We start from the raw sequence: 26,513 nt of genomic DNA on the forward strand, positions 1-26,513 counted from the left end.
CCAAAACAGAAGCTTAAATAAAGCTGTTTTTAGTTTATCGGATAAATAATTTGATCAGCGCGGATGCGCAATAAGAAAAAAATTAAGCTAAAGGAGGACCGCGTAAACAAGTGCGCTTTATTTCGGTAAAGGCATTTTTTAATGTAGGTTCGGTACGGTTGAAAATCTTGGCTGATAAGAAGATCTTGTAAATGTGGTGCGTTTGCACATAGTTTTTTTCAAAACTTGCATTACAGATTAAACAGGTATCGCCATGAGCCTGTACGTGACTAACATGTTTACAGTTGACTTCATTTTCCACAACAGGAAGAGCGTTGTGGTGGTGAAGTACACTCCACGGAGTTAAAGCAATAGCAAATACGATCAGCAGGAATACCGATAAATATTTATGAATGTTCTGTCTATGCTTTTTCAATGCGGTCAAAAGTAATAAATTCTTAAGCAATTATATATATTTACAAAGTAACTTTATGTTTATAGTATTTCGACTTTCAATTTAATCAGTAGTTTAACGTAGAATTGCATAAATCTGTTATAAATTATTTAAATATAGATTGCAACCTTGCTCTTTAATGATTTGCGATAAGAAAAATGGATAATTAATGAAATTCATCAGGAAAAATATATTCAACGCATTATTGATCGTTATCGTTTTGGTAATGGTTTTTGTACCTGGCGCAAAAGCATTTTTTATTAAGGGCTTAATGGAGATCGGTTTTTACAAGCCCAATGTTGAAACACCAAAAGAAAATGTTGGGGGTCTTAACGGAATCCGGTTTAAAGATGCCAGCGGTAATCTGGTTGATCTTGGCGATTTGAAGGGCAAAGTTATTTTTCTCAACTTTTGGGCAACCTGGTGTCCGCCATGCAGGGCCGAAATGCCTTCGATCAACAAATTATACGATCAATTTAAAAATGATAAAAATATAGTTTTCATTTTTGCGGATGCTGATGGCGATCTTACAAAATCAACCAGATTTATGGCGGATCGTAAATATACTTTGCCGGTTTATAAAGTGGAAAGTAATATCCCTGAGCAGATATTTGCAGGTGCTTTACCTACAACAGTCATTTTCGATAAGCAGGGCCGATTGTCTTTCAAACATGAAGGTGTGGCCAATTATGCGGATAAGAAGATTGTTGATTTTCTAAATCAGTTGAAAAGTACAAACTAACTTTCACCGCCAAAACCGGTCTTAATTCTACCGCAGAAAATAGATGCCTGAAGGTGAAACTGCAGGTAACAAGCAAATTTTGACGACGGGGTAATCAATGATTTTGCTATTTTTGCGCCTATGATTTCATTTTTCGAGGCTTCCCTTAAGCAACTTTCCATCCACCATACAGGCAATAAATTACTTGAAGAGTACTACAGATTATCTGATGCGCCTTTAAAAATCGATGATGAAATGTTAGGAAACCTGCTGTTGCAGTATTTCTTAAAGCCTTTCGAAAAGGTAAATGAAGTCTACCGGTTTTATCACCCTAACGATAATTTAGAATTGAACGAAGTATTCCATTTCGTTCATGAAATTTTCGAGAATAATCAACTTTTTCATGAAGATTCGCAACAACTGGCCAAACATTTATACGATGTAGCGAACCATCCAAAAATTAAATCGGGTGAATTGTATGTTGCCTATTTTGAAAAAGTGCAGATAGAGGGCGAACAATTGGATGTAGTTGGGATTTTTAAATCTGAAACGAAAGATACCTATCTAAAAGTTTATCCGGAACAGGATGGCTTTAATGTAAGTTATGAACAAGAAGCCATTAGCATTAATAAGTTGGATAAAGGCTGTTTGATTTTTAATGTAGATAGAGAAGAGGGTTATAAAGTTGTTGTATTGGATCAATCTAAAAGCAGCAACGATTCTGCCGTTTATTGGAAAGATGAATTCTTAAAACTGAAAATCAGGAACGATAATTATAACCAGACCAATAATGTTTTAGGCGTTTATAAAAACTTCGTCACGCAGAAGCTTGATGATGATTATGAAATCAGTAAAGCAGATAAAATAGACCTCTTAAATCGTTCAATGAAGTATTTCAAAGAAAAAGAAACTTTTGATATTGAAGAGTTTGGAAATGAGGTAATCGGTAATGCTGAGGGGATAGAATCATTTAAAAACTATAAGAAAAACTACGAAGAAGAGTACGAAAGTCCCATAGCCGATCATTTTGAGATTGCCGAATCTGCGGTTAAAAAACAGGCGCGTGCCTATAAAAGTGTATTAAAATTGGATAAGAATTTTCACATCTATATCCACGGTAATAAAGATATGATCGAGAAAGGTTATGACGATGATAAATCGATGAATTTTTATAAGGTATATTTTAGGGAAGAAGAGTAGTTAGTTTTGAGTTAGGCGTTTGGAGTTTTGAGTCGATTGAACGTGACTCCAAGCTCATTAGTCCACCCTCGAAACTAAATCCGCCATTCCCTCGGTCTGTGTCCCCACAGACCGAACAAATCTTCAATTTAACAGATTTCAATTTTTAGTAGTTATCGGTTGTTACTCTTTGTGGACAAAAACCAAGAGTAGGCGTATGGCCTGAGTGAATAAATTAAGGTTAATTTTCTATTTTTATTTATGGAAAACGAAATCTTTAGACAAGATCGTAATTCAAAAATGCTTTTGGGTGAAGTTTATTTTTGGACAGATACGGTGAAAGATTGGAAGCAAGTGTTTTCTTCCGAAAAGTATAAACGCATTGTTATTGATAGCTTAGAAGAATTAATTAAGAGAAAAAATATTGAGGTTTATGCGTTTGTGATTATGCCAAATCACCTACACTTGGTTTGGAAAATGGTTGAGGTAAATGGGAAAGAGATGCCTTATGCAAGCTTTAATAAATTTACTTCTCATCAAATTTTTCAGGACATGAAACATCACCATCCAGAAATAATATCAGATTTTAAGGTAACCGATGTAGAAAGAAATTTTCGTCTATGGCAACGGGATCCATTAGCCATTCTTATGGATACGCAACATAAACTTGAACAGAAAATAGATTACATCCATCACAATCCATTACAGGAAAAATGGCAGTTATGCGAAAAACCTGAAGATTATGATTATTCATCTGCCAGATTTTATGAAACAGGTATAGATAATTTTGGATTTTTAACCGATTATAGGAATCTTTTATAAATTTCGGTCTGTGGTGACACAGACCGACGATAAGGCGTTTTGAGTCGATTCAACGTGACTCCAAGCTTGCTGCTCCACGCTCTAAACTAAATCCGCTGTTGTGCTTTTAGTGCCAAATATTGATTAATGACATTTACGGTAAGCTTTTGTGGTGGTGTAAGAATAGCCAGAATACCATGTTTGTTCAATTCTTTAACCATTAGTTTTTTCTCGTAGATAAACTTTTCAGCAATGGTTTTATGATAAATGCCCTCCACATCTTTAGCAGGTTCTGTACTTAATTCTTTTAGTTCGGTATTTTCGAAAAACACAACCAACAGTAAGTGGTATTTAGCAATTCTTTTTAAATATGGCAACTGACGTTGGAGCGCCGATAAACTCTCAAAATTGGTAAAGAAAACCAAAAGACCGCGTTGTTTTACAACAGAACGGACTGTAGTGTACAGGGCCTCAAGATTACTTTCCAGATAGCGTGTTTTTTCTTTGTAAAGCACGTTCATAATGCTGCCCAGCTGCGAAGTTTTACGGTCGGCCGGTACTATCGATCCGATCGTTTCGGATAGGGTAATCAATCCGGCTTTATCTTCTTTAAGCATGGCTACTTTTGAAAGCGCAACGGTAGCATTTATGGCATAATCAAGTAAGCTCAATCCTTCAAAAGGCATGCGCATTACCCTCGATTTATCAATGATACAATAAATATGCTGTGATTTCTCATCTATATAGGTGTTCACCATTAAGCTGCCTTTTCTTGCAGTGGCTTTCCAGTTAATGGTACGGATATCGTCGCCCCCGACATAATTTTTAATCTGGTCAAATTCACTGCTTTGTCCAATCTTTCTGATCTTTTTAATCCCAAATTCAGTTAAATAGCGTGAAGCAGCCATTAATTCGTATTGGCCAAGATTGATAAATGATGGATAAACAGGTAGAAGTTTGGCGCCATCAAAATTGTACCGGCGACTGATTAAACCCAAAGGCGAGCTAATGTATGTTCTAATGAATCCGAAATCATATTCACCACGCTTTGTTGGGCGCAGGTTGTAGTAGATCGATTTTATTTCTGCAGGTTTTAAATGGAGCTTAAAATCTTTATCACGAATCTGAAACTGAAAAGGTATTTCGTCAATTACCCTTGCGTTTACCCCGAAACCATAATAATTTTTTATTTCGATCTGTATCGGGTTTTCATCACCATTACTTAAACGTTTAGAAGTTAATCTTCTGGCTTCAATGCCAATATTATTTCGGTATAGGATAAAAATATCGATAAAAAATAAAAGGATAACAGCACCTGTTGCAATTTCGGGGATATCGGCTAGCCAAGGAAAAAAGAACTTTAACAAAAAAAGTAGAATGCAGCATCCTAAGGCCGTGAATAAACGATCGGTCAGGAATAGGTTGCTGTAATACTGCTGAAAGATTTTTTTCAATTGTATAGATTGTTTAATTGCTAAATTGTTGGAACTGGTTAACTGTATTACAAATTGCAAACTGAAAATTGGCAACTGTTAACTGACCTACCTCGGTACTTCTATTTTTTTAATAATCTGATAGATGATATCGCTTGTGGTTAATCCTTCCATTTCTTTTTCAGGTGATAACAAAACCCTATGTGCCAATACGGGGCTTGCGACGGCAATGATATCATCCGGTGTAATAAAATCGCGCCCTTGGATAGCAGCAAAAGCTTTTGCACTGTGTACAATGGCTAGTGATGCCCTGGGCGATGCTCCTAAGTATAGCGATGGGTTGTTGCGGGTTTCACTTACAATTTTGGCAATAAATTCCAATAATTTCGGTTCCACAAATAAATTACGGATAACAGCCCTGGCTTCTAGTATCTGTTGGATGGATAATACCGGTTTTACATCGCTCAACAATGTTTTATTAACCAGGCTATGTTGTGCCATTAAAATTGCGGTTTCTTCTTCTAATGAAGGATATTTAACCTCTATTTTAAATAAAAACCTGTCTAATTGTGCTTCAGGTAAGCGGTATGTGCCTTCCTGCTCAATCGGGTTTTGAGTGGCCAATACCATAAAAGGCTCGCCCATGATGTAGGTTTGCCCGTCAATAGTTACCTGGCGTTCTTCCATCACTTCGAAAAGTGCAGATTGGGTTTTGGCAGGCGCACGGTTAATCTCGTCAACCAAAATAATATTTCCGAAAATCGGACCTTTTCTAAATTCAAAATCTCCAGTTTTGGTATTAAATATTGGGGTTCCCAAAACATCAGAAGGCATTAAATCTGGCGTAAACTGCACCCTCGAAAATTGCGCCGCTATCGATTTGGCTAGCAGTTTCGCACTAAGCGTTTTAGCTACTCCAGGTACGCCCTCAATTAAGATGTGTCCATCGGCTAGCAAACCAACAATTAAGAAATCAATAACCTGTTTTTGGCCGATAATGATATTTCCAAGTACATTTCTGATCTGATTTACCGCCTCATTTAAAGCGCTTAAGTCGGTACGTGGGTTAAACTGTTCTTGTTCCATTGCTTTGCGTATTTTTATAAAACTGTTCTATACTTGCGTTTAAATAAATCAATTGGGTATCACTTAAGGTGTTCATGGTTGGCGTTTGCATAAAGTGATTGGTAAGCGTTTTGGCCAGCGCTTCGTTAATGCCTGTTTTTTCCATGAGTAACTGGGCAAAGTTGCCGTCAATATCGTTGGTTTTTAGGTAATATCTTGTTCTTAAATATTCCAAAAAATAGTTGATCTTTTTTAAGGCGATATCGATGTTGTTGCGTTCGTGGTAATAAACACTGCCCACTACATGGACAAATGCCAATGAAGAATTGGTAAGCGGATCAGCAATTGGGATAATTCTTTGCCTGCGCTTCATATCGTATAACACAAAAATGATTAAGCTGAATATGGCCAGATAATAAGCATATTTCAGTTCAGGATGTTTAAAGAATACCCTGAGCATATCAGTAGTGGTGGTTTTTTGTGCAGAAAAATACTCGTCGAAAATGACCTGCCGAGTACCATGTAAATAACTTAAGGTTTTAGCGGCATATTCTGCACCATACTTATCCAGCAGATTGAAATTAGTGTAAAAACCTGGCTCGGCAATTAAGTATAGATTTCCTTTGCCATAGCTGTAACGGACAAAGTTGGGCTTCCCGTCTCCGTTTACGCCGAGTACAGTAGCCTTACTGGTATCAAGTTTGTTGTAATATTGACTGCCAATCCCCCTTTCAAAACCATAGTTTGCCTCAGTTTTCAAACTTGGGTTAGTGAAATTCAGCGTGCTCCCTTCGGCAGACATGGTGCTAAGCGATTGTAGTTTAAGGCTTTTTTCTATTTTTCCCAGCTCGTAACTGGCAATAAAAACATCATTACCGGTCTGCATGAATTTAACCAGCTGATCAAAGTCTGTTTTGCTGATTTCTGCTTGTTGGGCAACGATTAAATATGCTGCTTTGTTAAAATTTTTATCCTTTAAAGTATTGTAAATAGCCGTTTTAGATTGTTTTATCTTTGCCTCCGGTAAAATGTCCTTTATCCGATGGTACAAAATATATGTTCCATATGGGATTTTATCCTTTACTGCATAGGTGGGGGCCCAGTTGGTTGGGGTGGGTTTGTTGTACTGGGCAACCAAATAAAGAATAATTAGTATAGCCCCAATTGTCAGATATATTTTATAACCTTTCATTTAATCTGGCTGTTAAACTGGTTAAACGATTGGTTAATAGGTTCAAATTTTCCTTCATCAATGGGGAAATCGCCGTACCAGATGTAATCGAACTGCAGGGTAAGCTTACCAAAATCATTTCTGAGTTCCGGTTTATCGATTTCCATTAAATAATTGTAATTGGTTTTATCAGGCTGCCAATGGATGATTTCGGCATCACTCAGTTTTTTTAATGCCCTTAAATATAAAAGCCTAACCGCCAGGCGGAATTTTCTTTCCGCAACCAATCTTTGCAGTTCTTGTTCATAATCGATTTCATGGATGTTTTCGGTAATCACATCGTATGGAAGGATTGTTGCTTTCGATTTTTTCCTGAATATATTCTCAGCCCCGATGGTTTTGATTACGATAAACAAAATAAGCGCTACGCCTAGTCCGATAAAAATATACCTCGAAATTAAATTAGAGGTTGCCCCCTGAATTAATGAGCTGATTAAACGCCAAAACCACATCCAGAATTTATCCCACCACGACAATTGCTGCTCGCCAATTTCATCATATTGAAATTCTTTTTGCTCTTTATAGGTGCTGATGGAATCTTTATCGAATTTTAATGGGGTAATTTTAGCACTGTCAATCCTGATTTCCTTAATAATAGGTTTAGGCTTAACATGCTGTGCTTTGCTGATTACCGGAATAAAAAACAAAAGTGAAGCAAGAAGATATCGGAATAGTGCGCGCTGCATTTTAATATTCTTCAGGTCTGGTATCAATAGGTTTTTCGATATCGCCAAAATTAGAAATCCTTTCCATTAAACCCGTGCTTTCTTTTTGTTCAACCAAACTAAAATAAGCTAATGAAATGGTAATGATGGGAATAATGGTAAACACCTGGCACAACGATTGCAAAACCGTTGTAATCATGGTGAGCGTTAATGACATGTGTGGGCTTTTATGGGTAAACATACCAATCATATTAAACAGGCTGGTAGGCAGAATGATCATGCTCATGCAGGCGTAAACAATAATCCATACCACGATCAGCGTGCCAAAGGTAATCCAGAAATTATCTTTTATAATATTGAAACTTCTACTAAAAGAATAGCCAAAAGAACCATTTTCAATAACCATTATGGGATAGATCATGGCTACATAGGGGAATAACCAGAAACCGGGCAGAAGGCAAAACATAAAAGCGATAAGTAACATGATAATCAGTAGAATAGAGCTGCCAAAAATCCGGAAGAAATAATGTTTAAAGTATCCCCATACCTCATCTGTTGTAGGTGTTTGGTTGCCTTTTTTTACGTAAATAGCTATATAAGAGAGGATGGCAACACTCATGCTCGTATAAGAGGCCAAAGAAAACAAAATAGAAAGAAAATATTCTAATCCATATAACGCAGAGAAGCCTAATCCATTGCTGTTTTTACCATTACCGATGGTATTGATAATATTAACCATTTTATATTGTTGCATTAACATGGTTAACATACTGGCCAGTACAAATAAGCCACAGAATGTAAAATATATTTTGATTAGCGGCTTAATATTTTGGCGCACAAAAGTAAAGGTATCATTGATTACCTGTCCGAAATCTCTTCTTTTCTTAAATTCAATTTTCCCTGGCATGTGAGTGTTGCTTGTTATTGTAGATTTTAATGGGGTAAATAAATACATACCAGATAATAAAAGCTGCAGAAGATAATAATATCAGCGCGCTCAGCCATAAGGGCATTTCAGTATGTCGGGTAACAAAGCTTTCGAAAAATGCGGCCACAATAAAAATCGGGATCAGACCTATTACAATTTTTAATCCATCTTTTGCGCCTTTTAATACAGAGGCCATTCGGGTATAAGTTTTAGGGAATAAAAGGCTATTGCCCAAAACTAAACCCGCTGCACCCGCTAAAACAATTGCCGATATTTCCAACGTTCCGTGAATCCAGATCACCAGAACCGATTGAAAGCCCAGGCCTTTGCTAAAAAAGAAATATTGGAAAGAACCGAGCATAATCCCGTTCCTGAATAACGAAACAATAGAACCAAATGAAAATAAGATACCTAAAACAAAAGTATACAAAGCAACGAAGATGTTATTGGAGCCAATCTGCAAAAACATCATAAATTCATTGCTTTGCTTGTAAACCCCAAAAGGATCACCTTTTGCAATATTTTCGTTTGTCATATTTACATAGGCGTCGCCCATAATCAAACGGACAAAAGTATCGTCATATTTAGCAGATAATGCACCAATGGCACAAGAAACCAAAAAAAATGCCAGGGCATAAAATACTTGTTTTCTTTGTTGCAACAATATTAAAGGGAGTTCAGTTTGCCAGAAATGAATAAAGCGGTTCGATTTTTCCTTTTTGTTTTTGTAAACTGTTTGGTGTAATTTGGAAGCTAAGCCGTTAAGATATTCAGTTGTTTTCGAATTTGGATAAAACGTTTTCGAGTATGCCAGATCATTGGTGATCTCAATAAACTGATTGGCCACGTCATCGGGACTTGCCTGTTGCATGGAATCGTAATGCTGCCACTTTTTCGAATTCTGTTTAACAAATAGTGCTTCTCTCATTTAAAGGCGTTACCAAATCTTGGGTTAAAATAGTTAAATTTTCATGGAAATAAAACCCGAATTATTCCCAGATGTTTTAATTCATGAAAAGAAATATATATGAAACAGCTAAATCGAAAAATATAATAAATCTTTATTTTCAAATAAATAAAGATTTAACTATAGCTATTATCTTTAAAAAAATTATGTTTGAATAATATGGATAGCATCAGAATTAGCACGGCTCAGAATATTGATATTGATTACGAAATTGCCGGCCTTGGAGAACGTATCGCCGCAAGGTGTATCGACTTGGCCGGATTTATAATGCTCGCTGTAATTACCATGGTAATTATGGGAGCTGCTCAAATGGCAATGTCTGGAAGTGCTGCGATAGTTATTTTATTTATTTTCCTGGCTGTTTTTGTTTTTTATGATCTGGTTTGCGAAATCACTATGGATGGACAAACTTTTGGAAAAAAGGTGCTAAAGATCAAGGTGATCAGTATTGATGGTACACAGCCAACCTTCGGGCAGTATATTTTTAGATGGTTATTCCGGATGATTGATTTTGGCTTTCCTTTTGGCTGGGGCGTTGTTGCACTGGTATCGGTAGCGATAACTAAAAACCACCAGCGTTTGGGAGATTTATTGGCCAAAACAACCTTAATTAAAACTAAACCTCGCACAGAATTAGCCAATGTTGCATTTAGTTTTAATCTGCCTGAAGAATATGAGCCGCTGTTTAAGGAAGTTCTTCATTTAAATGATCGGGATATAGAACTTATTCATGAAGTGTTAACCAGTTATTATCAAACAGGTAATGCCGATTTAATTTATGCCATGGCGGCTAAAACTAAAACCCATATTTTGGTAAACATTCCAGCAGGAATGAACGAATTACAGTTTTTAGAAACGGTATTAAAGGATTATAATCACCTTACGGCTAATATAAATGTTTAGCTAAAAAACATTTTTTGTAAATAGCAGATCATTACAAAATTACCAACAACGATAACCAATATTTTAAAGATAAAGGAACGCTGTTTAAACTGAAATTTATACAATAGACTAGCTGTGATAAATAAAAACAGCAGGGGAATGGTAGGAGGGTAAAGCGACCAGCTTTTTGATAAATCGCCTTGAATAAGCGCGATAAAAGATCTTTGAAAGCCACAACCCGGACAGTCGATACCTGTTAAGGATTTAAAGGGGCATGGGATTAAATGATTTTGCAGCCAATCAACCAGGTTGATTAAGCTGCAAAATATAAATATGATAAACATTCTAAATTATACTACTGGTGGAGTATCATTAGGATTGTTTTGATTATCAGTTGGTTTGTTGAAAGGATTGTTTGGGCTATTGAATGGGTTGTTTGGATTATTAAAAGGATTATTTCCAAACCCACCATTTTGTGCTTCTGCTGCTGATGGTCCTAAGTATTTAGCATCTCCAAAACCTAAAATTGGCCAGAAGATGTAAGGGAAAATAACCATACCAACGGTAAAACCTTCTGATTTGCCAAAGCTTTTGCTTACTAAATTGTAAAGCCAGATTGCAAACACAATGTTAACACAAGGAATGATCAGCCATAAAATCCAGATCATTGGTTTACCAACAATTTCTAATAAAATAATTAAATTGTAGATAGGAATAATAGCTGCCCAGCCTGGTTTGCCCGCTTTTTCGAACACTTTCCACATGCCTACAATCATTATTACGATTATTGCAAGATATACGATTGCAATACCTCCTCCAATGCCCGCGGCTACTCCGCTTGATTCATACTCATTCATAAATTACTGTTTTTAAAGGTGATTAATTTAAATTGTCGAACTAAAGTAATTTTTTTTATTCAAAAATGGAATAAATGAGCATTTATTATTTCAACACCGCAGCTAACTTTGTTGATAAAGAGGTAGCCCATCCGGCATACATTTTGGCACTGGGGTGTAGTCCATCGTCTGCTACCAGCGATAGGTCGGTTGCTGCATTTCTTGATGCAGGTGTGATATTGGTATAGCTCACGCCTGCTGCCAGCGTTATTTCCTGGTTTGCCGCGTTAAAACTATCAATTTCAGTGGCAACAGTTTGCGTGTTTCTTCCTGAGTTTTTGCCGAAAGGAGTAGCGCCCCAATCGGGTATGGAAACCACAAAAACCCTAGATTTATTGCCGCCTGCATAAGCAATTGCCGTTTGTAACAATTCTGAGAATTCCTTTTTATAGGTGCTTAAAGGGTAACCCCTATATTGATTATTTACACCAATTAAAAGCGTAACAAAACTGAAAGTGCCGTTTAAATTTTCCCTTTTGATGGCCGCCTGAAGCTCGTCGGTTGTCCAGCCTGTAGTGGCAATAATTTTAGGATTGGCTACGGTGATGTTTTGAGCTTTTAATAAACCTTGAAGCTGATAAGGAAAAGATTCGGCTTGCTTAACCGATTCGCCAATGGTGTAAGAATCGCCAAGGGCTAAATAAGTGAAATTTCCAGTTTCTTTTGAAGGAATTGTAGCTGGATTGGTTGCTGGCTCGTTAATCATGGGGGCTTGTTTTGTACAGCCCGAAGTTAAGAAAGAAAATAAAATGGCGCTTAATAAAATCTTCATAACTTGATCTACGAAGTAGCTTCAAGCCTGGTTTTATCGTTTACTCAACCAGCTTCATTTGAAACAATTCTGCAATGTGGTTTTTCAGTTTATCTTTAACTTCCTGCATGTCTGGCTGATAGCCTAATTCCTGTGCTAAAGAGGTTACCGCTTTATCATCAATGCCGCATGGAACAATATTTTTGAAATAATCCAAATCTACATTTACATTAAAGGCAAAGCCATGCATGGTAACCCAGCGACTGCAGCGTACGCCCATGGCACATATTTTACGTGCCTTTTCATTGTCGGCATCCAGCCAAACTCCGGTAAAACCCGGATAACGTCCTGCTTCTATCCCATAATCCTTTAAGGTAAGGATAACGGCTTCTTCCAGGGTGCGTAGATATAAATGGATATCGGTAAAAAAATTATCAAGATCAAGGATGGGGTAGCCTACAATCTGCCCTGGCCCATGATAAGTAATATCACCACCGCGGTTTATTTTATAGTAGGTGGCTTGTTTATCTTGTAATCCCTGCTCATCCAATAATAAATTTTCGGGATGCCCGCTTTTGCCTAGCGTATAAACGTGCGGATGCTCGCAAAATATAAGATGGTTTGGCGTAGGCTTATTCGTGTTATTAACCCGGTTCTCTGTTTTAATGGCTACAGTTTTATTGAGCAGATCTTCCTGTTTATCCCAGGCTTCCTGGTAGTCTGTTAAGCCCCAGTCTGTAAAAATAGTTGGCTTAAAGTCCTTAGCAATTGCTTTATCCGCTGTCTCGTTCATCTCCATGTATATTAAGAATTGCCGGCTACATAGCCCAACATGTAACCGTCTTTTGTTTTAAAGTAATTAATGGTCAACTCCCGGGTACCCGATGGCAGTTCTACCAATGCATTTAATGAGCCTTCGTTTTTTAGCTTAAAGGGTTTAATATGGATATGCTGCTTAAATTCCAATCCTTTTTTTCCATGCCACTTATAAACAGCCTCTTTGGCACACCAGGCTACGTATAAGCCATCGGTATTATCGCCAATCTGTTTTTGGGCAAGCTCTAAATCACTTAAAAACTTGTGTTTAATGCTTTTTATTTTGTGCTTGATGAGTTCAATATCAACACCAACCGGGTGATCTTTGCTAATCATTACAGCAGCATAATCATAAGAATGGCTTAATGAAATATGATAATCGGAATTAACCAGGTAAGGTTTCCCATGTTCATCAAACTGGCAGTCGATATACTCGGTTGTATTTAGCATGGTTCTCAACAGCAACCTTGTGCTTAACCAGTGCAATAGCCTTTTGCCACTGTTTAACGATGAAATAATATCATGTTCGTGCTGCTTAAGCTGCAGTCCGGCCAACAACTCTTCTTCCGTTTCCTCAATTTTCCAAATGGCTAAAACAGAATGCTGATCAATATTTTTGTGGTAAATTATTGGCATTGATTAAATTGGAGATTACATGCAAAATTATCTTAAATAAATGATAATTTAGGCCAAAAATACGTACAAAAAATGATATTATCTGATAGCAGGATATTGGAAGAAATGGAGAAGGGAACAATCATCATTGAGCCTTTTAAACGCGAATGTTTAGGAACCAACTCGTATGATGTTCATTTAGGTAAATATCTGGCTACTTATAAAAGCCGCGTACTTGATTCGAAGGCGCATAACGAAATTGAACATTTCGAAATTCCTAAAGATGGTTATGTACTTCATCCAGGTACGCTTTACCTTGGTGTTACCGTAGAATATACCGAAACACATGGGCATGTACCTTTTTTAGAAGGAAAAAGCAGCACGGGGCGCTTGGGTATCGATATCCATGCCACGGCTGGTAAAGGCGATGTTGGTTTCTGTAATACCTGGACCTTGGAAATATCAGTAGCGCAGCCTGTAAAAATTTATGCCGGCATGCCTATTGGCCAATTGATTTATTTTGCTGTTGAGGGTAAAATAGAAACAATGTACAATACAAAAGGTAACGCAAAGTACAACAATAAAACCACCAGGCCGGTAGAAAGCATGATGTGGAAGAATAAGTTTTAATAAATTTTTTAATCTGTTGGTGGGCGACAGTCAATGCGTTTTCTCTTTTTTTAGAAATGAAAGTCGGTGCGCTGAAGCGGTGTGTAGACCCCCATTCGCTGTGGTCCCGATAGAAGATCGGGGGCCGTCGCTGCTGTCGGGTTTATGATTGACAGTCTGTTCTCAGGGTACAAAACATCGTTCCTAAACCCGATTAAAGCGAACACGGAGTGCAACGAAGTAAAGCGTAAAGCGGGGCTGATGCTGCCAAACGCTCGGAACCCCTCATTTCCAAATCACCTAACTAAAGAAATGTTTTTTGTTTTTGAAAATGAAAGCCGGTGCGCTGTGGCGGTCTGTAGCCCCGCCATTCGCTGTGGTCCCGATAGAAGAATCGGGGGGCCGCCGCTGCTGTCGGGTTTATGATTGATGGTCAGTTCTCCTGGCACAAACCTTTGTTCCTAAACCCGATTAAAGCGAACACGGAGTGTAACGAAGTAAAGCGTAAAGCGGGGCTGATGCTGCCAAATGCTCGGAACCCCTCATTTCCAAATCACCTAACTAAAGAAATGTTTTTTGTTTTTGGAAATGAAAGCCAGTGTGCTGTGGCGGTCTGTAGCCCCGCCATTCGCTATGGTCCCGATAGAAGAATCTTGAGCCGCCGCTGCTGTCGGGTTTATGATTGATGGTCAGTTCTCCAGGCACAAACCTTTGTTCCTAAACCCGATTAAGCGGAATAGCCCGGAGCGCAGCGAGGACTATAAGCGAAAGCGGGACTAAAGTTGCAAAGGACCACTATATGCTCATTTTCTAAAAAAAATAAACATTTCTATTAAAGGGAGCGCAGGGCCAATACAAAACATAAAGTTTCTTCCCGTTTTCCGCTTATACGCTTCGCTTCCTCGTTCCTCGTTGCTGCAGGGTATCGCTGTAACCGGGGCTAGTTGGCTAATGCGGTATTTCATTTGTAGGGTTGCGGGTACATAAACCTTTGTTCCTAAACCCGATTAAAGTGCACATGGAGCGCAGCGGAGTAAAATGAAAGCTGGGCTGAGGCCGCCAAATGTTCAGTGTGCTCATTCCGAATTGATATATAAAAATTTTAAGGAGATAAACGGCGCTCGCAATTAAACCCGTAGCGCTGCCTTTTTATGAAGAAAGCATTTTTAGCATGACTAACTAAAAACTTAGAAGTCTAGCTAAATTTCATGCTTACTTCATAAAAGTATGCCTTAGGTTTTGTACCTTGACACGTATTTATTTGTACCCCAACCACATGAAACTTAAAATTACTCTCGCAATTAGTTTTCTATCTCTGCTTATTGTTTTTGGCGCATTTAAAATGGATGATGATCCATTTAGTCAGATCCTACAGAAACTTGATGATTATACCAGTAAATATCCCCAGGAAAAAGTCCACCTTCATTTAGATAAGCCTTATTATGCCATTGGAGATGATATTTGGTTCAAGGCCTATGTGGTGAATACCAAAACTTCGGCACCTTCTGGCATCAGCAAAATCCTATATGTAGAGTTGATCAATGAAAAAGATTCGCTAAAGAAACAAGTTAAATTACCTATTATGGGTGGAATTACATGGGGCGATTTTAAGCTAACCGATTCACTTGCTGAGGGTAATTATAGAATCAGGGCCTATACCAATTACATGCGTAATTTCGGTACTGAATTCTTTTACGATAAAACCATTAAGATCGGAAATAGCTGGGCCAACAAAGTTTTTACAAAAACCGCTTACAATTTTGCCAAAGAGAACAATGCAGATAAAGTTGTGGCAACCATTCATTTTGAAGATAAAAATGGTGTTGCTTATAGCCAGAATGAAGTAAGTTATGATGTGCAGTTAGATTATCGCTCGGTTAGCAAAGGGAAAGTTAAAACCAGTTTAACAGGCGATGCCGTGATTAATTTCACCAATAATCAGCCCTTTCAAAATAAATCTGGAAAAATTATGGCCACCATAACACTCGATAATAAACAAAAGGTGATCAAATCTATACCGATTACCTCAACCTCTAATGATGTAGATGTGCAGTTTATGCCAGAAGGAGGTACCCTTGTTGAGGAGCTTCCACAAAAATTAGCTATCAAAGCGGTAGGCTCCAACGGCCGGGGTGAGGATGTGCAAGGAAGCATTATAGATGAAGCGGGAAATGAAGTGACCACTTTTTCTACCAATTACCTGGGTATGGGAAGTTTCGTGTTTAATAGTCAGGCAGGTAGATCATATTCGGCAAAAGTTAAATTCAAAGATGGATCCGAAAAGACGATTAAACTTCCGGTAGCAGTTAAAAGTGGTTACGCACTTTCTGTAAACGCTTTAGATACTGGTAAAGTAGTGGTTAAAATTATGGCCAGTGCCGACCTTACAAATGGAGCCGAACTAAAGGTTGTTGCCCAGCAAGGCGGCAATGTATATTATGGCTCCAAAGCCAAAATGGATAAACAAGTGCTGGTGGCCAATATTCCGAAAAAGAACCTGCCAGCAGGCATTGTTCAGTTTACTTTGTTTTCAAGCAGCAATCAGCCTTTAGCCGAACGTTTGGCCTTTATAAATAACAAGTCAGAATTGATTGATGTATCGCTTAATTCATCTGCTGTATCAGCTTCAAAAAGAGGAAAAGCGGCTTTTAGTTTCAATGCAAATAATGATAATAAACCCGTTTTAGGTAGTTTTTCGGTAGCAGTTACCAATGCCTCAAAAATTGCTCCCGATGAAAACAATGAATCCAATATTCTTACTTCACTATTACTTACTTCTGATCTAACGGGGTACGTAGAGCAGCCCAACCATTATTTCTTGAAAGATGATCTTCAAACACAAAAAGACCTTGATAACCTGATGCTTACCCAGGGCTGGAGAAGATTTCTTTGGAAGAATATTATCAATAATGTTGGTCCGAATATTACCTATAAGCCCGAGCAGTCTATTAGCATTAGCGGAACGGTGATGAAAGGCAATAAGCCTGTACCTGGTGGTAAAGTAATGTTAATGGCCACCAAAGGAACCATGTATATTTTGGATACGGTAACCAACGCCGAAGGGAAATTTGTGTTCGATAATTTAAGTTTTGGCGACAGTACCAAGTTTGTAGTTCAGGCAAGAACTAAAACGGAACGGAAATTTGTAGACATTAATCTTGATGTTGTTCCCGGGCAGATTGTGACCAAGAATAAAAATGGGGCCGATGTTGATATCAATGTAAACAATTCTTTAATGAAGTACATTAAAGAAAGTGATAACTATTTTAATGAGATGACCCGTTTGGGCTTGCTGGAGCGAACCATTAAACTTGATGAGGTGACCATTACAGAAAAGAAAAATCCGGCTAAAAATTCATCAAACCTGAACGGAGCTGGTAGGGCTGATTTTATTATGACAGCCGACCAGTTGTCCACTTGTGTTACCTTATCACAATGTTTGCAGGGGCGTTTACCAGGCGTAATATTTAGGGGGAATGTACCATACCTGATGCGTAGTCAAGATACGCCTATGGGTATTATTGTTGATGGCATGCAAATGGAGGCCGATTTCCTGGATAATGTTACACCTATGGATGTAGAATCTATCGAGTTGCTAAAAAGTATTGGTAATACTGCCATCTATGGCTCACGAGGAGGTGGAGGTTTAATTATTATTACCACTAAACGTGGCGATGGTGGTAGAAGTGTAGATAGATATGCGCCGGGAATTGTAACATTTAATCCTAAAGGATTTACGGTTTCAAGAGAATTTTATTCACCAAAATACGATACCGCTAGCCCTGGCAACAGGTCCGATTTAAGAACAACCATTTATTGGAACCCACAGGTTGTTACAGATAAAGATGGAAAGGCACAATTCGAATTTTATAATGCAGATGAGCCCGGCACATACCGCATGGTAATAGAAGGAATAGACGCTGCAGGGCATTTGGCCAGAAAAGTTTATACTTATGATGTTAAATAGATAAAAATAGATAAATTTGAATTAGTATGCATGCATAGTTTATGCTGCGGTATATATGTCATGATACTAGATTCTTAAATCTTGATACTATTTAAATATGAATACAATAAAAGTAAGTGTTAAAGATCGACTGGCAACCATCACATTAGATAGAGGTAAGTCAAATGCCTTAAACCGGGAGTTGATTACCGAGCTAAACGATATGCTTAAAAATATTACTGCCGATGATAATATTGGTGGTGTAATATTAACCGGAACAGCACCATTCTTTTCTGCTGGATTGGATTTGGTTGAACTTTATAACTATAACGAAGAAGAGGCTAAATCTTTCTGGCAGTTGTTTTTAGATTTTACAGCCAATATGGTTTCATTCAAAAAACCGATGGTTGCAGCAATTAGCGGGCATAGCCCGGCAGGTGGTTGCGTAATGGCCTTAGCCTGCGATTACCGTGTAATGGCAGAAGGGCAATATATTATCGGCTTAAATGAAGTTCCGGTAGGTATTATCGTACCCAATAGTATTTTTCAGTTATATGCTTTTTGGATCGGTAAAGCCGAAGCCACCCGCAGTTTGCTCTCAGGTAAATTGTATAATCCTGAAGAGGCGCTAAAAATTGGTTTGGTAGATGAATTGGTCAAAAACGAGAGTTTGTTAACAGCAGCCGAACGCAAGATTAAAAAATACATGGAACTCGAAAGCAATACATGGTCGCAAAGCAAAGTAAATATTCGCGAAGCGCTAATTGCTGCGGTATCTGCTGACCAATCTGCTACTTTAGAAAAAATGTTGGCACAATGGTGGTCGCCTGCAACGCGCCATATTTTAAAAACCATTTTAGCTAATCTGCAGCGGAAGTAATTAATGATTTTTAGTTGGCAGTTCACAATCCGCAATGGCTATGAACGTTTAGCCAGTTTCAACAATTAACCGATTTCAACAATTAACCAGTTAACCAAATATGATGTTCAATTATAACTCACCAATGCTCAGAGAAGATGCTTTAAAAGGAAAAACCATTGTAATTACAGGTGGAGGAACAGGACTTGGGAAAGCGATGGGTGTTTATTTTTTGAAGTTAGGCGCTAATTTAGTTATTACCAGCCGCAAGCAGGATGTATTACAAAAAACTGCCGATGAAATGGAAGAAAAAACCGGCGGCAAAGTGTTGGCGGTGGCCTGCGATGTACGGGAAATTGAACAGGTAGAAAACGTACTGGCGAAAACGTTAGAGCGGTTTGGCGCTGTGGATGTATTATTGAACAATGCCGCAGGTAATTTTATCTCACCTACTGAACGATTATCAGCCAATGCCTTTTCGTCCATTATCGATATCGTTCTAAAAGGAACGGTTAACTGTACACTTACCTTTGGTAAACATTGGATTAAGGAAAAACAGGCGGCAACAGTTTTAAATATTGTTACTACATATGCTTTTACAGGCTCGGCCTATGTTGTGCCATCGGCCTGTGCAAAAGGTGGTGTTTTAGCATTAACAAGATCTTTGGCCGTAGAATGGGGGAAATATGGTATTCGTACCAATGCAATTGCTCCGGGTCCATTTCCGACTAAAGGCGCATGGGAGCGTCTTTTACCGGGAGATTTAGCTAAAAAATTCGATTTTAAAAACCGTGTTCCGCTAAAAAGAGTTGGCGATCACCAGGAACTCGCCAATTTAGCTGCATTTCTGGTAAGCGATTTTTCGGGCTACATTAATGGCGAAGTAATTACCATTGATGGCGGCGAATGGTTGCAGGGTGCAGGCCAGATGAACGGTTTGGAAGCAATCCCGAACGAAATGTGGGATATGCTTGAGCAAATGACGCGAAGCGCGAAGTGAGCGAACATGTAGGTTGGAATGTAAGACGGGAAATGAAGGCGATCAATAGGTACATCATCCATCTTACCTTTTCCATCTTACATTTTTAATTATCTTTGCCGATATGAATATCTTACTTTTAGGTTCAGGCGGCAGAGAAAGCGCATTCGCTTGGAAAATGAGCCAGTCTTCGTACTGCGATAAACTAATTATTGCTCCAGGTAACGGTGGTACAGGGGCTTATGGTACAAATATCAACATCAATGTAAACGATTTTGATGCCATAAAAAAAGTAGTGCTTACTGAAAACATCGGACTTGTTGTAGTAGGGCCTGAAGAGCCTTTGGTAAATGGTATTCATGATTTTTTCCTTGCCGATCAGACCATTGCGCACATTCCCGTTATCGGACCTAAAAAAGAAGGCGCTATTTTAGAAGGAAGTAAAGATTTCTCTAAACAGTTTATGGAACGCCATGGTATTCCTACCGCAGCTTCAAAATCTTTCACAACAGAAACTTTGGAAGATGGTCTGGCTTATCTTCAAAACCATGCTTTACCCGTTGTTTTAAAGGCCGATGGTTTGGCAGCAGGTAAAGGGGTATTAATCTGTACCGAAACCATCGAAGCTCAGGAAGAATTAAAACAGATGCTTGGTGGTAAATTTGGTACAGCTGGGGCAACGGTAGTCATTGAAGAGTTTTTAAGTGGTATAGAACTTTCGGTGTTTATTTTAACTGATGGTGAAAATTATATTACACTACCTTCTGCTAAAGATTATAAAAGGATTGGCCAGGGCGATACCGGTTTAAATACTGGTGGTATGGGCTCGGTTTCTCCAGTTCCTTTTGCTACACCAGAATTTTTGGCTAAAGTAGAAGAGCGCATCATTAAACCAACCGTTAACGGTTTAAAGAAAGATCATATCGACTATACAGGTTTTATCTTTTTCGGACTGATTAAAGTAGGGGAAGAGCCATTTGTAATCGAATACAATGCGCGCATGGGCGATCCAGAAACGGAAAGTGTGATACCTAGAGTGGAAAACGACTTGGTAGAACTGTTTTTAGCTACGGCTAATAAACAATTAAACCAGGTTAATCTGGTTATCTCTGAACAAACTGCAGCTACTGTAATGATTGTTGCCGGTGGTTATCCAGGCGATTACCTGAAAGGTAAAACCATTACTGGAATCGAAAACCTACGTCATTCTAATGCATTCCATGCGGGTACATTGTTAGAAAATGATGTAGTGAAAACAAATGGAGGCAGGGTAATTGCCATTACCAGTTTACAAAAAGATTTATTTACTGCTTTACAATCAGCAACTGCTGATGCAGGCAGGATTTATTTCGATGGCAAATATTTCAGGGAAGATATCGGGTTCGATTTGATTTAAAAGAAGATAAGTTGAAAAATATAGGAATAAATATTAACTAAATTGAGGTTAATATTTTGCTATTAAAAAGAGAAAGTCCCAGTTTTTAGCTGGGACTTTCTCTTTTAATGCGGATTTTTTATTTTGATTTACTTCCTAATAATTCTTGAAGTTTATCTTGTAAAGCTTGTTCTCTTAAGCCTTTAGCAATAATTTTACCTGTTGGATCAATTAAGAAATTGGCTGGAATTGAGCGGATACCATATAGCTGCGCAACCTCGTTATCCCAAAACTTCAAATCAGAAACATGTGTCCATGTTAATTTGTCATCAGCGATTGCTTTTAACCAGGCATCTTTTTTACCCGGACGGTCTAAAGAAACACCTAAAACAGTAAAGCCCTTATCTTTAAATTTGTTGTAGGCTACTACTACATTTGGGTTTTCCTGGCGACATGGGCCACACCATGAAGCCCAGAAATCTACCAGCACATACTTTCCTTTAAAATCAGATAATTTAACAGGTTTGCCTTCCGGGTCATTCTGTGTAAAGTCCATGGCCATTACACCTATCGCTGTTTTCTTTTCAGCGTCAAATATTTGAGCAATTTTTTTGCCGGTGTAAGTTGCCTTAAGTTCAGGTGACAGTGCTTCAAAAGCTTTTTGAGCTGCGGCTGCCTGATCTGGATCTGAAGCTAACTGGTTTATAGAACTTAAGCTCACAAAAGATTTTGGGTTGCTGCTGGCAAACTGTAATAACAACGGAGGCATTGCGGCAGCTTCTTTTTCATAACGTTTGCTTAAAGCCTCCATAACGGCCTTATCTTGTTTTTGCTCAGCGGTATAACCTGCATATTCTGCATTAATTGCAGCAAGTTTGTCTGCTACCGGTTTGGTTAATGTTCTTAATTTCTTTGCATCATCATTAACAGTAGAACCCGTAATTGTTGCATTCTTTAAAGAATCTGCAGCAGCGAGTTTTATACTTCCCGGCTCTACATAAAGTGATAAAGCATCTAATTTTTCACCTTGTGCAGGACGGTTTACGTAAGGGTTTTTGTTTAAGAAGAGACTCCCCTGCGCAGGACTGGCTAGTGTTCCCTTAAAAACAAAAGCACCATTTGCTACCATTGCAGAATCGGTAATGCTTTTACCGTCTGTTTGATAAATAAGGTAAACCTTATCCCCGGTTTTTAGGCCTTTTATATTGCCATTAACTGTAAATGGCTTTTGCGCCAATGCTGCAAATGGCAACAAAGCCATTGCTAATAATATTTTTTTCATCTGTATTAATTTTTTCATTAGTGATCATGATTTGTAATTTTGAAAATCATGATGTTTTTATGAGGTTCGTTTATTCCTATTCAAATATAGAAATCTGTATCGCTAAAACGTAAATAGCTGTGTAAAATTATGGTAGACTGTTTGTAATCATCTAGTCCCTATTTTATCGATTGCCAGCTTAATATTTTATACTGGCTGCGTTTTTGATTCTCCGATCCTCCAAAAATTCATGTTTTTTCAACCTTTTTAGGATTTGCAGTAACCTTAATTGCAATAATAGGAATTTACTTTTTTGTTGATCAATATGTTTCTTATCTGCCTTTTAACTAATTGTTGCATAGCAAGTTATTTTAATAAAAATTACAAAAAAAGAAAATATATAGAATGTCTATTTTGAAATTACACAGATTATGATTTGAAATTACACAACATTCACTTTGAAATTACACGGTTTCAACTTTGAGATTGTACAACTCTTAATTCAGCTTTTGATAGGTTCTCCACCACAAATCGGGCATTTCTCCATTAACAGCAATCTGATAATCATCATATCGGCAAGGTACTAAATGGTAACGTTCGTTTTTGGATTGGCCGGATGGATAAGGGACCTGCATCCACCAACGGTCTGATTTTTTACTTTTTACAAACGTCATTTCTCCCGAACCGTCTTTTAAACTGGTTCTATAGATGATATACTGCGATTTCGGTGTGAGCGGGAAATCCTTTTTACGGGCGTAAAATCCATCTACAAAATACCAAACCATTTGGGCAAGTAAGAAAGCCGTTTGTCCGTTATTGTCATAAGCCGGGTTAAACTCATAAAATCCTATTGAAGTCAACTTATCATTCATGCCGGCGTAGCGGGCAATACGGCAGGCTTCTTCACCATCAAAACCGTTCGGAGTAGTATTGGCATTTGCTGCGGCATCAGCAGAGCGGATAGCGCCAATATCAAAGCTTATCATATTCGCATTGCGGATTATAGGCTCTGTTAAAGTGATATCCTGTGCAAACTCACCCAAACGGTGTACATCAAAATATAATTTATCCATTACACTCAAACTTTCTTGATTTACAAAATAAGTTTGATAGCCAACATTACTGAAATTGAACAGGTAATTGGGTTGATGTAAGAAAATCTTGTTCAGGTAACAATCCGATCGGGTGGAAATTCCCTCGTTGTCATCGTCGCCAATATCAAATTGGTTATCAATAATTACCAGATCTACTTTCTGCTCTAAATCTTCATAACCCAGGTATTGGCCATAAGTTAGATCTTGTCCACCGCCAATAATAATTGGGATAATATCTTTTTTAATGAGTTCCGAAACCACCATTTTGATGGCGATGTATGTATCTGCAATGGTTGCACCATGTTTAATGTTACCTAGATCGACAATCCTGCTGTTAAAAGAACCTTCATTCAGTTTATAAAATTTCTCCCTGAAATAATCAGGAGCCAGGGCACAACCTTCGTTATTAACGGCACCTCTTCCATCAAGTACCCCAAAAATGGCCAGATCGTAGGTTTGTTCTTCAAAATCGGGAAACGATTCAGTATAAATCTGCGTTTTTAGCCCTAACTGACTTGTAAAAAAACCTTGTTTGGGCGTAAAACTATCTGGGTTTATTGGGGAAAAGAAATCCGTTAATGACATATATTTAAAACTCTCGGCTCAAATATCTATTTTTGAATGCGTATTTCCACATATAGCCCGAAAAAAATAAAATGATACTGGTAACCGGAGGAACTGGATTTTTAGGATCTGAATTAATTAAGCAGTTAACTGATAGTGGTTTAGCTGTTCGGGCGCTCAGGCGGGAAAAATCTAAAATTCCTTCATTGATTGAAAATATTCCTTTGATTGAATGGTTTGAAGCCGATATTAATGAACCCGCTGCTTTAGAAGATGCATTTATCGGGATTACCAAAGTTTACCATTGTGCTGCATTTGTGTCCTTTAACCCGAAAGATAAAAAACAGCTTTTTCATGTAAATATTGAAGGTACATCGAACATGGTTAACCTTTGTGCCGAAAATAATTGCAGGCTATTGCATGTAAGTTCGGTTGCAGCCCTCGGCAATGCCAAAAAGGGTCATAAAATTACAGAAAAAGATTTTTGGGAATATGATGCAAAAGCACATGCTTATGGTTTGTCTAAATACGAAGGAGAAATGGAGGTTTGGCGGGGCATTACCGAAGGATTAGACGCGCTCATTGTTAATCCATCGGTAATTATTGGTAAAAATGCGGGTTTTGAAGGGAGTGGGGCAATTTTTAAATTGGTAAAAGGCGGTTTTCCATTTTATACTGATGGCGCTTCGGGTTTTGTTGATGTTGAAGACGTAGCTAAAGTGATGATCCTGTTAATGGATACCGAAGTTTCAGGAGAGCGGTATATCATTTCTGCTGATGATTATCATTATAAAGATTTGTTCAGCGAAATTGCGCAGGGTTTTGGTGTTAAAGCGCCAACAAAAGAAGCAAAACCATGGATGCTTGGAATAGCCTGGAGGGCGCTTAAATTTGCTTCTATATTTACTGGTCAACAGCCTTCCATCACCAAGGATGCCGCGAAGAGTAGTTTAACCTTAAGTTATTACAATAATCATAAAGTAAAAACTGCAACAGGCATTATCTTTAAGCCGGTTGCCGAAAGCATAAAAGAAATTACCCAACATTTAAAATAATGCCCAAACAGAAAGCCTATTACATCATCGATTTTGATAGTACCTTTACACAGGTAGAAGCCCTTGATGAACTTGCCCGAATTTCGCTAAAGAACCACCCAGATAAAGAGGCGATTTTCCAAAAAATTGAAGATTATACCAATTTAGCCATGGAAGGAAAACTTTCCTTCTCCGAGAGTTTAGCACAACGAGTTAAACTGCTCGAAGCGGATGAAGATCATTTAAAACAGCTCATTAAACATTTAAAAAAGAAGGTATCCACTTCTTTTTCGCGTAATGCCGAGTTTTTTAAGAAACATGCAGATGACGTACTGATTGTTTCTGGCGGTTTTAAAGAATTTATTACCCCTGTAGTAAGCCAATACCATATTAAAAAGGAAAATATTTATGCCAATACTTTTGTAACCACTGGCGATGGCAAAATTATAGATTATGATCATGCCAATCCTTTGAGTGAAGAGGGGGGTAAAGTAAAATTACTTCAGCATTTAAAACTAGAAGGCGAGTTATTTGGTATAGGTGATGGCTATTCCGATTTCCAATTGCGCGAAAGCGGGATTATTAATAAGTTTTTTGCATTTACGGAAAATATTGCCCGTGAAAGCATTGTTTCCAAAGCAGACCATGTAACACCAAGCTTCGACGAGTTTTTGTACGTAAACGATTTGCCGCGTGCAATTTCCTATCCCAAAAATAGAATCCTTTGCCTGGTAATTGGTGATGTTGACCCTTTAACGATTTCTATCCTTAAAAATGATGGCTTATCGATTAGGCATAAAACCTCTTTTGAGGATAAATACATAAAAGATGTAGGAATTATTGTTTTAGCCGATGGAGAAAAAATAAGCAAGGAACAGCTGAAAAATGCGGCTAAGCTAAAAACTATTGGATATTTGGGAAATGCAAAGAATAAAATAGACCTTAGTTTATGTACTACACAAGGTATTGTTGTTTTTGATGACCCTAAAAATAACCCGCGTAATATTAGTTTTATCCCGAAAAGGGTTGCTGATTTTATGAATACTGGCGCAACCTATCTAAGTGCTAATTTTCCAAATCTGCAATTGCCAAAAATTGAGAAATCGCACCGTTTAATTCATATTCATAAAAACGTTCCGGGTATTATGGCAAAAATCAATACCGTTTTTGCTAAACACGATATTAACATTGTGAGCCAGTTTTTAATGACCAACCCAGAAATTGGCTATGCCATTACGGATATCAATGCACAGTACGATAAACAATTGTTTAAATCGCTTAAAAAGATTGAGCAGACAATAAAGTTTAGGGTGCTGTACTAAATGTAAAATGTAATAACCTAAATATCGTCATTTCGAGCGGGAGTGCAACGAAGTCGAGAACCCGAAGGCTCTGCGAAGCAAAATCTG

The 26,513-nt window shown here is 38.0% G+C and carries 25 protein-coding genes; 11 read left to right on the forward strand and 14 right to left on the reverse strand.

Going from position 1 to position 26,513, the window contains the following annotated elements; genetic code table 11:
* Positions 1–82: 82 nt before the first annotated feature.
* Positions 83–415, reverse strand: coding sequence for a hypothetical protein (locus OQX63_RS19990; protein WP_265852575.1), 333 nt, complete (start codon positions 413–415; stop codon positions 83–85).
* A 187-nt stretch (positions 416–602) separates the two neighbouring features.
* Here OQX63_RS19990 and OQX63_RS19995 point away from each other — a divergent pair, with 187 nt between their 5' ends.
* From OQX63_RS19995 to OQX63_RS20005, 3 genes are all read left to right on the forward strand, one after another.
* Positions 603–1,175: a TlpA family protein disulfide reductase gene (locus tag OQX63_RS19995; RefSeq protein ID WP_265852576.1), complete on the forward strand. Its 573-nt coding sequence runs from the start codon at positions 603–605 to the stop codon at positions 1,173–1,175.
* Positions 1,176–1,295: 120 nt separating this feature from the next.
* Positions 1,296–2,354 (forward strand): nucleoid-associated protein, encoded by a 1,059-nt coding sequence (locus tag OQX63_RS20000; protein WP_265852577.1) that lies wholly within the window; start codon positions 1,296–1,298, stop codon positions 2,352–2,354.
* A 240-nt stretch (positions 2,355–2,594) separates the two neighbouring features.
* On the forward strand, positions 2,595–3,155 hold the full coding sequence (locus OQX63_RS20005) for a transposase (protein WP_265852578.1): 561 nt from the start codon (positions 2,595–2,597) through the stop codon (positions 3,153–3,155).
* Positions 3,156–3,241: 86 nt separating this feature from the next.
* Here OQX63_RS20005 and OQX63_RS20010 read toward each other — a convergent pair whose 3' ends face one another.
* The 6 genes from OQX63_RS20010 to OQX63_RS20035 form a co-directional block, all read right to left on the reverse strand.
* The gene (locus OQX63_RS20010; RefSeq protein ID WP_265852579.1) at positions 3,242–4,588 is read right to left on the reverse strand and encodes a DUF58 domain-containing protein; all 1,347 of its coding nucleotides are present in this window, start codon (positions 4,586–4,588) and stop codon (positions 3,242–3,244) included.
* 87 nt (positions 4,589–4,675) lie between these two features.
* Positions 4,676–5,653, reverse strand: coding sequence for an AAA family ATPase (locus OQX63_RS20015; protein ID WP_265852580.1), 978 nt, complete (start codon positions 5,651–5,653; stop codon positions 4,676–4,678).
* A complete protein-coding gene (locus tag OQX63_RS20020; protein WP_265852581.1) occupies positions 5,634–6,824 on the reverse strand; it encodes a DUF4350 domain-containing protein in 1,191 nt (396 codons plus the stop codon). Before OQX63_RS20020 ends, OQX63_RS20015 begins: the two co-directional genes overlap by 20 nt.
* On the reverse strand, positions 6,821–7,549 hold the full coding sequence (locus OQX63_RS20025) for a DUF4129 domain-containing protein (protein ID WP_265852582.1): 729 nt from the start codon (positions 7,547–7,549) through the stop codon (positions 6,821–6,823). The genes OQX63_RS20020 and OQX63_RS20025 overlap by 4 nt, the downstream gene beginning before the upstream one ends.
* 1 nt (position 7,550) lies before the next feature.
* Positions 7,551–8,435, reverse strand: coding sequence for a hypothetical protein (locus OQX63_RS20030; RefSeq protein ID WP_265852583.1), 885 nt, complete (start codon positions 8,433–8,435; stop codon positions 7,551–7,553).
* Entirely contained in the window at positions 8,419–9,384 is a 966-nt protein-coding gene (locus tag OQX63_RS20035; protein WP_265852584.1) for a stage II sporulation protein M, read from the reverse strand. Before OQX63_RS20035 ends, OQX63_RS20030 begins: the two co-directional genes overlap by 17 nt.
* A gap of 198 nt (positions 9,385–9,582) precedes the next feature.
* On the opposite strand from OQX63_RS20035, the gene OQX63_RS20040 reads away from it, so the two are divergent.
* Complete coding sequence (locus OQX63_RS20040) at positions 9,583–10,326, forward strand: RDD family protein (RefSeq protein ID WP_265852585.1); 744 nt, start codon at positions 9,583–9,585, stop codon at positions 10,324–10,326.
* Here the strand turns inward: OQX63_RS20040 and OQX63_RS23420 are convergent.
* The 5 genes from OQX63_RS23420 to OQX63_RS20065 all read right to left on the reverse strand — a co-directional run bounded on the left by OQX63_RS23420 (position 10,323) and on the right by OQX63_RS20065 (position 13,404).
* Positions 10,323–10,649 carry a DUF2752 domain-containing protein gene (locus tag OQX63_RS23420; protein WP_265852586.1) on the reverse strand — a complete coding sequence of 109 codons (327 nt, stop codon included), beginning with the start codon at positions 10,647–10,649 and terminating at the stop codon, positions 10,323–10,325. The genes OQX63_RS20040 and OQX63_RS23420 overlap by 4 nt on opposite strands.
* A gap of 6 nt (positions 10,650–10,655) precedes the next feature.
* Complete coding sequence (locus tag OQX63_RS20050) at positions 10,656–11,162, reverse strand: DUF5684 domain-containing protein (RefSeq protein WP_265852587.1); 507 nt, start codon at positions 11,160–11,162, stop codon at positions 10,656–10,658.
* Between the two features lie 85 nt (positions 11,163–11,247).
* Entirely contained in the window at positions 11,248–11,973 is a 726-nt protein-coding gene (locus OQX63_RS20055) for an SGNH/GDSL hydrolase family protein (protein WP_265852588.1), read from the reverse strand.
* Between the two features lie 40 nt (positions 11,974–12,013).
* Positions 12,014–12,745 carry a lipoyl(octanoyl) transferase LipB gene (lipB, locus tag OQX63_RS20060; protein WP_265852589.1) on the reverse strand — a complete coding sequence of 244 codons (732 nt, stop codon included), beginning with the start codon at positions 12,743–12,745 and terminating at the stop codon, positions 12,014–12,016.
* An 11-nt stretch (positions 12,746–12,756) separates the two neighbouring features.
* Entirely contained in the window at positions 12,757–13,404 is a 648-nt protein-coding gene (locus OQX63_RS20065; protein ID WP_265852590.1) for a 4'-phosphopantetheinyl transferase family protein, read from the reverse strand.
* 72 nt (positions 13,405–13,476) lie between these two features.
* Between OQX63_RS20065 and dcd the strand changes: the two genes are divergently transcribed.
* The 5 genes from dcd (at position 13,477) to purD (ending at position 21,172) form a co-directional block, all read left to right on the forward strand.
* Complete coding sequence (dcd, locus tag OQX63_RS20070; RefSeq protein ID WP_265852591.1) at positions 13,477–14,013, forward strand: dCTP deaminase; 537 nt, start codon at positions 13,477–13,479, stop codon at positions 14,011–14,013.
* Between the two features lie 1,255 nt (positions 14,014–15,268).
* A complete protein-coding gene (locus OQX63_RS20075; protein ID WP_265852592.1) occupies positions 15,269–17,959 on the forward strand; it encodes a carboxypeptidase-like regulatory domain-containing protein in 2,691 nt (896 codons plus the stop codon).
* A 97-nt stretch (positions 17,960–18,056) separates the two neighbouring features.
* Positions 18,057–18,818: an enoyl-CoA hydratase/isomerase family protein gene (locus OQX63_RS20080; RefSeq protein WP_265852593.1), complete on the forward strand. Its 762-nt coding sequence runs from the start codon at positions 18,057–18,059 to the stop codon at positions 18,816–18,818.
* A 103-nt stretch (positions 18,819–18,921) separates the two neighbouring features.
* Entirely contained in the window at positions 18,922–19,797 is an 876-nt protein-coding gene (locus tag OQX63_RS20085) for an SDR family oxidoreductase (protein ID WP_265852652.1), read from the forward strand.
* Between the two features lie 103 nt (positions 19,798–19,900).
* Positions 19,901–21,172: a phosphoribosylamine--glycine ligase gene (gene purD, locus OQX63_RS20090; RefSeq protein ID WP_265852594.1), complete on the forward strand. Its 1,272-nt coding sequence runs from the start codon at positions 19,901–19,903 to the stop codon at positions 21,170–21,172.
* A gap of 118 nt (positions 21,173–21,290) precedes the next feature.
* On the opposite strand, the gene OQX63_RS20095 is transcribed toward purD, so the two are convergent.
* Both OQX63_RS20095 and OQX63_RS20100 read right to left on the reverse strand, forming a co-directional pair.
* Complete coding sequence (locus OQX63_RS20095) at positions 21,291–22,433, reverse strand: TlpA disulfide reductase family protein (protein WP_265852595.1); 1,143 nt, start codon at positions 22,431–22,433, stop codon at positions 21,291–21,293.
* 476 nt (positions 22,434–22,909) lie between these two features.
* Entirely contained in the window at positions 22,910–24,091 is a 1,182-nt protein-coding gene (locus tag OQX63_RS20100; RefSeq protein ID WP_265852596.1) for a formimidoylglutamase, read from the reverse strand.
* A gap of 71 nt (positions 24,092–24,162) precedes the next feature.
* On the opposite strand from OQX63_RS20100, the gene OQX63_RS20105 reads away from it, so the two are divergent.
* Both OQX63_RS20105 and OQX63_RS20110 read left to right on the forward strand, forming a co-directional pair.
* Complete coding sequence (locus tag OQX63_RS20105) at positions 24,163–25,125, forward strand: NAD-dependent epimerase/dehydratase family protein (RefSeq protein ID WP_265852597.1); 963 nt, start codon at positions 24,163–24,165, stop codon at positions 25,123–25,125.
* Positions 25,125–26,426 (forward strand): HAD-IB family phosphatase, encoded by a 1,302-nt coding sequence (locus OQX63_RS20110; RefSeq protein WP_265852598.1) that lies wholly within the window; start codon positions 25,125–25,127, stop codon positions 26,424–26,426. Before OQX63_RS20105 ends, OQX63_RS20110 begins: the two co-directional genes overlap by 1 nt.
* Positions 26,427–26,513: the final 87 nt, after the last annotated feature.

The sequence above is a fragment of the Pedobacter sp. PF22-3 genome, from assembly GCF_026239555.1.
Taxonomy (GTDB): Bacteria; Bacteroidota; Bacteroidia; order Sphingobacteriales; family Sphingobacteriaceae; genus Pedobacter.